Here is a 7,918-nt window from a genome sequence, read left to right on the forward strand (position 1 = left end):
TCAGAACCCGCCCCGCCCGAGGTCCGTGACGAACCCGGCCCACGCACCCCGCGTGAACGCGAGCTGCGGACCGCCTCGCTCCTTGGAGTCCCGTACGCGGACAGCGGTCCCATTGGCGGCGACCTCGACGCACGCACCCTTTCGCCGCTGCCGTTCGGCCCATACCGTCTTGCCGCCGGGATGCCCGCAAGGGGGCGCGTGATATCAACTGCACTTCCGCCCATGGGGGTTGGGGATTGAACCGGCACCTCTGGCGTGCGCCCGCGCCAGGCAGTAGCATGCGTGAGAAAATAGAACATGTGAGCTATTTTCTGTTCGGGCCACGAGGGCCGCGCTGCCGGGTGATACTGAGGCGACGCGCCGAGACCGCGGAACCAGACGCCCTGCGTCCTTCGAACATGTGCGACGGAGTAGAAGGATGAAGACGACGATCACGGACAGGCAGCACCGTCTGCTCCTGCTCTGTGCCCTCAGGCACGAGGGCGAGACCCTTGACTGGAAATTGCTGGCCAGGGTCGCGCAGCGACCGGGAGGGCTCGACGAGCTGTACCGAGGACGGGTGCCTGAGAAGTCCAAGGCGGCCGCCAAGGCCGAGGCCCTGCTCGGTGCGACACTCGGCTCCCTCCAGGACGAGGAGGCGAGGGTGGCCGCCGAGGTGGAGGCCGCCGAGCGGGCCGGTGCCCGCCTGGTCACCGTCCTGGACGACAACTATCCGGCGAACTTGCGCCTGATCCCCGACCTGCCCCCCTGCCTCTGGGTCCGCGGGAACCTGGAGGACCGGGACGCCCGGTCCGTGGCCGTCATCGGGACGCGCGACGTGAGCGAGGACGGGCGCAGACGGGCGGCGCGGATGGCCCGGGGACTGACCGAGCACTCGGTCGTGGTGACCTCTGGCCTGGCCCGTGGCGTCGACACCGCGGCCCACACGGCGACCCTCGACGCGGGCGGCCGCACGGTGGCCGTGATCGGCACGGGGATCGCCGCGCCCATGTACCCGGCGGAGAACCGTGGCCTCGCCGAACGGATCGTCGCCGAGGGCGGCGCCCTCGTCTCCCAGTTCTGGCCCACGTCCGGCCCGGCCCGCTGGACCTTCCCCCGCCGCAACGTCACCATGAGCGGCTTCACCCAGGGAACGGTCGTCATCGAGGCCTCCCGCACCTCGGGCGCGAAGATGCAGGCGCGTATCGCGTCCGAGCACGGAAAGCGCGGGTTCCTGCTGCGCTCCCTGGTCGTGGCTCAGCCATGGGCGGCGAAGATGCTGGAGGAGGGGCGCGCGACCGTGGTCGACGAGCTGACCGACGTACTGGAGGGGCTGGCCGGAGCGGAACAGATGCGCAAGGCGGGTGAGCAGCGCCAGCAGCTCGCGCTGGCCATCCTGTGAGACACGTCGAGGGGCTCGAACCCCTTGGCTTCCCGCGCTGCGCCCGCTGCCCGTACTACCTGGGAGGCAGCGCCGCCATATGTGCCACGTGCGCGGCTCGTTCCCTGGAACCCGTCCCCGACGCCCACTGCCCAGTGTGCAGCCAGGCGCTCGGGGCAGCACGCCGGTGCTCCAACGCGTTATGCGCACTGCCTCCGGACGAACGCGGGTTCAGCTGGGTCGACGCCGTCGCGATGTTCTCAGGCGGCCTGGAGAACGCGGTGCGGCGCCTGAAGTACGACGGGGCATGGGGGTGGGCCACCATCTTCGGGCGCCTGGTCGTCGGGTGGATGGAGCGCAATCCGGACCGGATGGACGGCGTCGATCTGATCGTCGGCAATCCCACCTGGACGGGGCGCACTCCGATCCGGCACATCGAGGAGATCCTGAAGGCAGCCGCCGTCGAGGACGCGGCCTGGCCGCTGGCCTTTCCCGGCGTCCCCGGTCCTGGTCAAGCCCGTGGACACCGACCGCTCGGCCGGAAAGAACCGTGAGGCCAAACGCCTTGCGGCCGCCGCCCACGCCAAGGCCATCCGCATCGAGCGCCGGGTACAGGACCGCACCGTCCTCCTCTTCGACGACCTGTTCACCACCGGCCAGCAGATGCAGGCCGTCGCCCGCCTGTTACGCGAGGCGGGCGCGGCTGAGGTGAGAGGCCTCGTCCTCGCTCGCGCCCCTTGGCGAGGGATGGACCGCCAGGGGGAACTGCCCGAGCCATGACGATTCACCACGGGTGGGCCTGCACGGCGCCGCCTCGGTGATCGGTCCGGTCGCAGTGCCTCATGTCCGTAGCTCGGATGTGCGCTCGGGCCTGCTCGCCGCCCGTGCTCCGCCGTGTCCCGGCCCGCAGCCCGGTTCATTCGCCCGAAGCGTCCCTGGCCCCGCACCATGGAATTGACCGAATGGCGCACTCTTGCGGAGGCGAACCGCAATGAAGGCGACGATCTTTGTGGGACGTGTGGCAGGCATCCGGATCGGGGTGCACTGGAGTGTCCTGGTCATCTTCGGCCTGATCGCCGTCGGGCTGGCGGGCGGGCGGCTGCCCGACGCCCACCCGGGCCGGTCGGGCTGGCTGTACGCCGTGGCCGGGGCGGCCACCGCCGTGATCTTCCTGCTGTCGCTCCTGGCCCATGAGCTCAGCCATGCGATCGTCGCCCGCCGCAATGGCGTGGCCAGTGACGAGATCACGCTGTGGCTGCTGGGCGGAGTCGCCCGCCTGAAGAGCGAGGCGCCGAGCCCGGCGGCCGAGCTGCGCATCGCCGGGGTCGGCCCGCTGGTCAGCCTGGCGCTGGGTGTGGTGTTCGGGCTCCTGGCCGTCCTGTTCGGCCAGGCCTACGGAACGGGGCTGTGGGTCGAGGCGCTTGCCTGGCTCGCCGCGATCAACGTCCTGCTGGCGCTGTTCAACGCCCTCCCGGCCGCGCCGCTGGACGGCGGGCGGCTGCTGCGTGCCCTGGTGTGGTGGCGCACGGGCAGCCGGCTGCGGGCCACCGCGGTCGCCACCGGCGCGGGCCGCGTGCTCGGCTGGATGTTCGTCATCGCGGGCATCTTCCTGGTGTTCGCCGGTGCCGCGGTCGACGGGCTGTGGCTGATGCTGATCGGCTGGTTCATGACCGCCATGGCGAGTGCCGAGGGCGGTCAGGCCAGGATGCGGGAACTGCTCGGCACGGTCCCGGTGCGCAGGGCCATGACCCCGGATCCCGAGACCGTGCCGGCGGCCACCACCGTCCAGCAGTTCCTGAGCGACCCGGCCTGGGTCTACCGGCACTCGGCCTTCCCGGTCACCGACGCGGCCGGACAGCCCCTCGGGCTGATCAGCGTCCACCGGGCCGGCAAGGTCCCGGTGGACGAGCGCCACCGCACGTCGGTCGCGGATGTGCTGGTGCCTCTCGACGATCTCCCGACCGCGCGTCCCGAGGACCGGCTGGTCGACCTGCTGCCCGCCGTCGAGGCGAGCCCGGCCCGCCGCGCCCTGGTCCTGGCGGACGACCGGCTCGTGGGCATCGTCACCCAGTCCGACATCAACCGGGTCATCAGCTGGCTCACCACGGTCGCGTCCGCCGCCGGTGACCGGATCCGGCCGTAGGGCAGACCTGCCGTCCGCCCCCGCTGGTCCCGCGCGCGGCCGAATCCAGGGCGAATCTCACCATGTGAGAGGATCCTTCCCATTTCGGCGGGCGGCTGCGTAGCCTTGCGCCCATTACGAGGAGAAACGATGGGTGAACACATTCACGTCCGCATCTGGGACGTCACCGGCGTCGGCGACGACGGCGAACTGCTCGAAAGCGCTCACTGCCGCTGCGGCGCCACGTGGAACAGGTCTTACCGGCCGGACGACGGGTCCCCCGAGGACTGATCACGGCGGGCGTCGTCCGCGAGCAGGTCCCGTACCTCGGCGAGTCGAGCCCCGGCTCGGTCAGCCGCCTGATCTGTGGGTGGAGCAGGCGGCGTTCGCCCACCCCCGGTGGCCGATTTGCGCCCTTGTCGACATGTTGCCCCCACATCACCCTTTCAAGGTCACCAGTGACCGCAAGGGGGGAACGTGCTGTTCGGCAGTGCAGACAGGGCTCAACTCCACCAGATCACCAAGCGACTCACGGATCTCGCCACTGACCTCGCCGCCCTCAAACAGCAAGTCACCGATCAGCAGCACACCATCGACCAGATCCGGCGGGACACCACCGCCGCCATCACCACCGGTCTCGCAGAGATCCGAGCCGTCGCCCGCAGCGCACTCGACCGGACCGGCGAGATCGTCACCGGACCCGTCGCCAACATCGGCAACGAACTCGTCGGCATCCGTGGCGCCATCAACCAACTCGAAGGACAACTCCGCACCGCCCCGCCACCGGCAGCCGAGGTGTCGGAACAGGAACCCGCGCCGGTGGCACCGCCACCGCCACCGCCTCCTGTCGCCGACGTCCCGCCCGAGCCGACCCCCGACCCGGAACCGCAGCCGGGACAGGAGGACGAACAAGACCTGGAGGTGCTCCGCGCAGCTGCCGGTATCTCCGCCGCCACCCTCCACGCCCACCGCGACACGTGGGAGTTCCTTGTCAAGCATGCAGGTCAGGACCAGCACTTCCACCTGCCTGCCGAAGTCCAGGACGCCGCGGGGACGATCCTCGCCAAGGTCTCCGGACCCAGCCTCGTCGCCGCGCTGACCAGTCTCCACCGTGTCAGTCACACCGCCGACGACGCAGGCACCCGGGCCATCGCCGCCCATCTGCACGAGCGGCTCACCGAAACCGTCCAGGAGATCGTCACCCGCCCCCACCGGGGAGACGGAGCAGACCCCGTCCACATCGTCATCGACGACCGGGCCGCACCCGACGATCAAGACGGCAGAGAGCGGTGACAGCAAGAGGCAACCCCCGACCGCGCATTGCGGTCGGGGGACTTCGGCATGGGCCCAGAGGCGGAGCCCATCGGCTCGTCACGGTGTCCACGTCGTCCGTGGTCACAGCTCGGGTGCCAGCAGAGTGAGCCTCAGCAGCGTGGCGGCGGTGAACGCCGCCGGGATGGTGTACCACCATGTGCGCAGCCACTCCGCCTTGATGAAGACCCAGGTGAGCATCGTCGTGATGACGGACAGGGCCAGGGCCAGGCCCGAGGCGATGTCCGAGTGGGCGACGGTCTCGCTGTCCCAGGGGCCGGCCGGGTTGGCCATGTACTCGCCGTCAAGCTGAACAGCAGTCACGGCCTGCCGCTCACCCTGGCCGACCGCAAGGCCGCGGCGCTGCAGATGCTGGCCGACTTCCCCGAGTGGTCCAACCGGCGCCTGGCCGGGATCGTCGGGCTGTCGGACAAGACCGTCGCGGCGCTCCGCAGGAGGTCGGCTGCGGAACTTCCGCACCCGGCCACCGTCCGCGTCGGCCGGACGGAGTGGCCTATCCGCTGATGGCGGGGGAGGCGCGCAGGCGCGCGATGACGTACCTCGCCGAGCATCCGGACGTCCGGGAGCGGCTGACCGCCGAGCGGTACGACGTGGTCGGCATCGCCGTGCGGAACCTGGACAACCTCACCTTCATCGACCCGGTCTTCTTCGGCCCGATGACCGAGAAGATCGTCCAGTGCGTGCGCAAGTACACCGACGCCACGGTCGTCCTCGGCGGCTCCGGCTTCTCCGTGGAGCCGCTGTCGTTCTTCGAGTACGCCCAGCCGGACTACGGCATCGCCGGTGAGGGCGAGGCCGGCATCGTCCAGCTGATGGACTACCTGGAGCACGGCGGCGACCTGGAGTCGGTCCCGGGGCTGTGCTACCTCGACGAGCAGGGCAGGTTCTGCCAGAACCCGTCCAGCTCCGCCTTCGACCTGCGCGCCCTGGAGCCGGACCGGTCCGTCTACGACCCCCGGTACTTCGAGGAGGGCGTCTCCGCCGCCTCCGACCTCACCCGCGACCACCAGCCGGCCATCGAGACCCTGCAGACCAAGCGCGGCTGCAAGCTGTTCTGCTCCTACTGCATCATCCGCAAGACCGAGGGCAAGGGCGACCGGTTCAAGGAGCCGGCCGAGGTGGTCGGTGAGATCCAGCGGGCCATGGCCGAGAACCCGGCCGTGCAGGAGTTCGAGATCGTCGACGCCACCTTCAACTACCCGATGGAGTACGCCGCCGAGGTGTGCGAAGAGATGATCCGCGCCGGCCTCGATGTGCCGTGGTACTGCCAGCTCACCCCGAACGCCGTCACACCGGAGTTCGTGAAACTGCTGCACGCGGCCGGCTGCATCCGGGTCGACCTCGGCACCGACGCCCTCACCGACGAGGCCCTCGCCGACCTGATGAAGGGCTTCGACATGGCCCGCGTCCTCGAGGTCGACCGCCTGTTCACGGCCAGCCCCATCGAGCACACCCACTGCATCTTCCTCGGCGGGCCGGGGGAGACCCCGCAGGCGCTGCGGGAGTCGATCCGCTTCACCGAGAAGTACCTCAACCCCGCCCAGATCTACGCCAACCTCGGCATCCGCATCCTCAGCGGCACCAAGCTCCAGAAGCAGGCCGTCAAGGCCGGCATCCTCAAGGAGGACCAGGGCACCTTCGTCCCCGCCTTCTACGTGGAGCCCGCGATCCTCGCCGACCGCGACACCCTCGACCACGTCCGCAACGCCTACCTCAGCCACCGGAACTGGTACCTGTGGTGGGGCTGCGCGGCCAGAACCTGTACGACCGGAGCTCGACTCCGGAAATGTCGTCGGCCTCAAACTGGACCGCTATCTGCTCGACTACTCCACCGACGACTTCCGGTTCGCCGCGCACTATGTGGCCTGCGTCGGACACGAGGACGACCGTTTCGCCCTGGTGGAAACCAAGCCGCTCGGCCTGAAATGGGCGTCGGGTGAATCACTCGCCGCCGCGCGCGACCCCCGGGGCCCGATGAGTTCACGCAATCGCGCCTTCACTCTGGAACCCCTCAAGGGCGGCCTTCCCGATCTCGGGGAAGCCGCCCGCAAAGGCATCAGGGCGTCCGCGCAGAACATTCTGAGTCCGCCGGTCTCCAACTTCGGATTCAAGGGAATACACAAGGTCGCCGATCTGATGCCGCAGTGGCTCGACGACCTCGAATCCCCCGAAACCGGCCTGCCCGAGATTTCCACGATCATGGAGGACGCGGGGACCGGCGGAGGCCTGTTCCGCATGATGTGGGCGGAGTTCCTCGCGGAGACGGCCGAACTCACCGGCGTGGGCGAGTTCCAGGAGATCTCGGACGCCTATCGCGGGGTGTCGAAGAAGTGGACCGATGTGGCCGGCCTGGTGCGCGAGGCCGGAGCCACCTCCTCGCGGGAGTGCCTGCACAGCGCGTCGACGATGGTGCACGAGGCCGCGGAGGAGGAGCGGCATCTGATGCAGCGTCTGCTGGAGCTGACGGGCTGAGCGGCCGGCCCCGGCGCTCCCGCGCCGCGGGTCCGCACGGGCTTGCGCTCCCGCGCCGCGGGTCCGCACGGGCTTGCGCTCCCGCGCCGCGGGTCCGCACGGGCTTGCCTGGCCCGCGCCGTTCCTCAGCCCGTGCCCGTCCCGCCGAGCGAGCGGTCCGTCACCTTCTCCAGGTGCCGGGTGAACACCTCGCGGGCGTCGGGCGTGAGCGTGCGCAGGGCGATCAGGGCGGTGACGGCCACGTCGCACAGCTCCGATTGCACGTCCTCCCAGGTGTGGGTGGTGCCCTTGCGCGGGTTCTGCCCGGTGGCCCCCACCACCGCCTGGGCCACCTCGCCGACCTCCTCGGACAGCTTCAGGATGCGCAGCAGCAGGCCCTCCCGGCCGCCGACCGGGCGGTGGCTGTCGAGCCAGGTGTGCAGATCGTCGATGGAGTCCCAGAGGCCGGGCGTGTGATCGCTCATGGCGCACAGGGTGGCAGACAGCACCGACAACACCCGCCGGTGCCTGTCGCGGTCCTCGAGCGTCGCCAGGGCCTTTCGTTTGGATCAGCCCGCGGGAATCGCCGGCGCCTTGTCAGCACCGGTGAGCGGGGTCTGGTGCGTGCAGCTGCAAGGCGGAGGAGGGCGGCG

10 protein-coding genes and 1 pseudogene are annotated in these 7,918 nt (G+C 70.1%); 8 read left to right on the forward strand and 3 right to left on the reverse strand.

Annotation, left to right across the window (positions count from 1 at the left end; all coding sequences use genetic code 11):
• Positions 1-138: pseudogene (locus tag ABD198_RS25250) on the reverse strand (DUF397 domain-containing protein); the annotation flags it as partial.
• 280 nt (positions 139-418) lie between these two features.
• Between ABD198_RS25250 and ABD198_RS25255 the strand changes: the two are divergent.
• From ABD198_RS25255 to ABD198_RS25280, 6 genes are all read left to right on the forward strand, one after another.
• A complete protein-coding gene (locus tag ABD198_RS25255; protein WP_344006012.1) occupies positions 419-1,381 on the forward strand; it encodes a DNA-processing protein DprA in 963 nt (320 codons plus the stop codon).
• A gap of 233 nt (positions 1,382-1,614) precedes the next feature.
• On the forward strand, positions 1,615-1,914 hold the full coding sequence (locus ABD198_RS25260) for a hypothetical protein (protein WP_344006014.1): 300 nt from the start codon (positions 1,615-1,617) through the stop codon (positions 1,912-1,914).
• On the forward strand, positions 1,880-2,140 hold the full coding sequence (locus ABD198_RS25265) for a ComF family protein (protein ID WP_344006016.1): 261 nt from the start codon (positions 1,880-1,882) through the stop codon (positions 2,138-2,140). The genes ABD198_RS25260 and ABD198_RS25265 overlap by 35 nt, the downstream gene beginning before the upstream one ends.
• Before the next feature lie 229 nt (positions 2,141-2,369).
• The gene (locus tag ABD198_RS25270) at positions 2,370-3,503 is read left to right on the forward strand and encodes a site-2 protease family protein (protein WP_344006018.1); all 1,134 of its coding nucleotides are present in this window, start codon (positions 2,370-2,372) and stop codon (positions 3,501-3,503) included.
• A gap of 129 nt (positions 3,504-3,632) precedes the next feature.
• Positions 3,633-3,773 carry a hypothetical protein gene (locus ABD198_RS25275; RefSeq protein ID WP_344006020.1) on the forward strand — a complete coding sequence of 47 codons (141 nt, stop codon included), beginning with the start codon at positions 3,633-3,635 and terminating at the stop codon, positions 3,771-3,773.
• 186 nt (positions 3,774-3,959) lie between these two features.
• Positions 3,960-4,775, forward strand: coding sequence for a hypothetical protein (locus ABD198_RS25280; protein ID WP_344006022.1), 816 nt, complete (start codon positions 3,960-3,962; stop codon positions 4,773-4,775).
• 102 nt (positions 4,776-4,877) lie between these two features.
• Here the strand turns inward: ABD198_RS25280 and ABD198_RS25285 are convergent, their stop codons facing one another.
• Entirely contained in the window at positions 4,878-5,117 is a 240-nt protein-coding gene (locus tag ABD198_RS25285) for a hypothetical protein (RefSeq protein ID WP_344006024.1), read from the reverse strand.
• Positions 5,118-5,302: 185 nt separating this feature from the next.
• On the opposite strand from ABD198_RS25285, the gene ABD198_RS25290 reads away from it, so the two are divergent.
• Together ABD198_RS25290 and ABD198_RS25295 are read left to right on the forward strand one after the other, a co-directional pair.
• A complete protein-coding gene (locus ABD198_RS25290) occupies positions 5,303-6,754 on the forward strand; it encodes a B12-binding domain-containing radical SAM protein (protein ID WP_344006026.1) in 1,452 nt (483 codons plus the stop codon).
• Positions 6,714-7,286 (forward strand): DUF4872 domain-containing protein, encoded by a 573-nt coding sequence (locus ABD198_RS25295; protein ID WP_344006028.1) that lies wholly within the window; start codon positions 6,714-6,716, stop codon positions 7,284-7,286. The genes ABD198_RS25290 and ABD198_RS25295 overlap by 41 nt, the downstream gene beginning before the upstream one ends.
• A 125-nt stretch (positions 7,287-7,411) precedes the next feature.
• Here the strand turns inward: ABD198_RS25295 and ABD198_RS25300 are convergent, their stop codons facing one another.
• The gene (locus ABD198_RS25300; protein ID WP_344006030.1) at positions 7,412-7,750 is read right to left on the reverse strand and encodes a MazG-like family protein; all 339 of its coding nucleotides are present in this window, start codon (positions 7,748-7,750) and stop codon (positions 7,412-7,414) included.
• Positions 7,751-7,918 lie beyond the last annotated feature (168 nt).

The organism is Streptomyces thermocarboxydovorans (assembly GCF_039524635.1).
Taxonomy (GTDB): Bacteria; Actinomycetota; Actinomycetes; order Streptomycetales; family Streptomycetaceae; genus Streptomyces; species Streptomyces thermocarboxydovorans.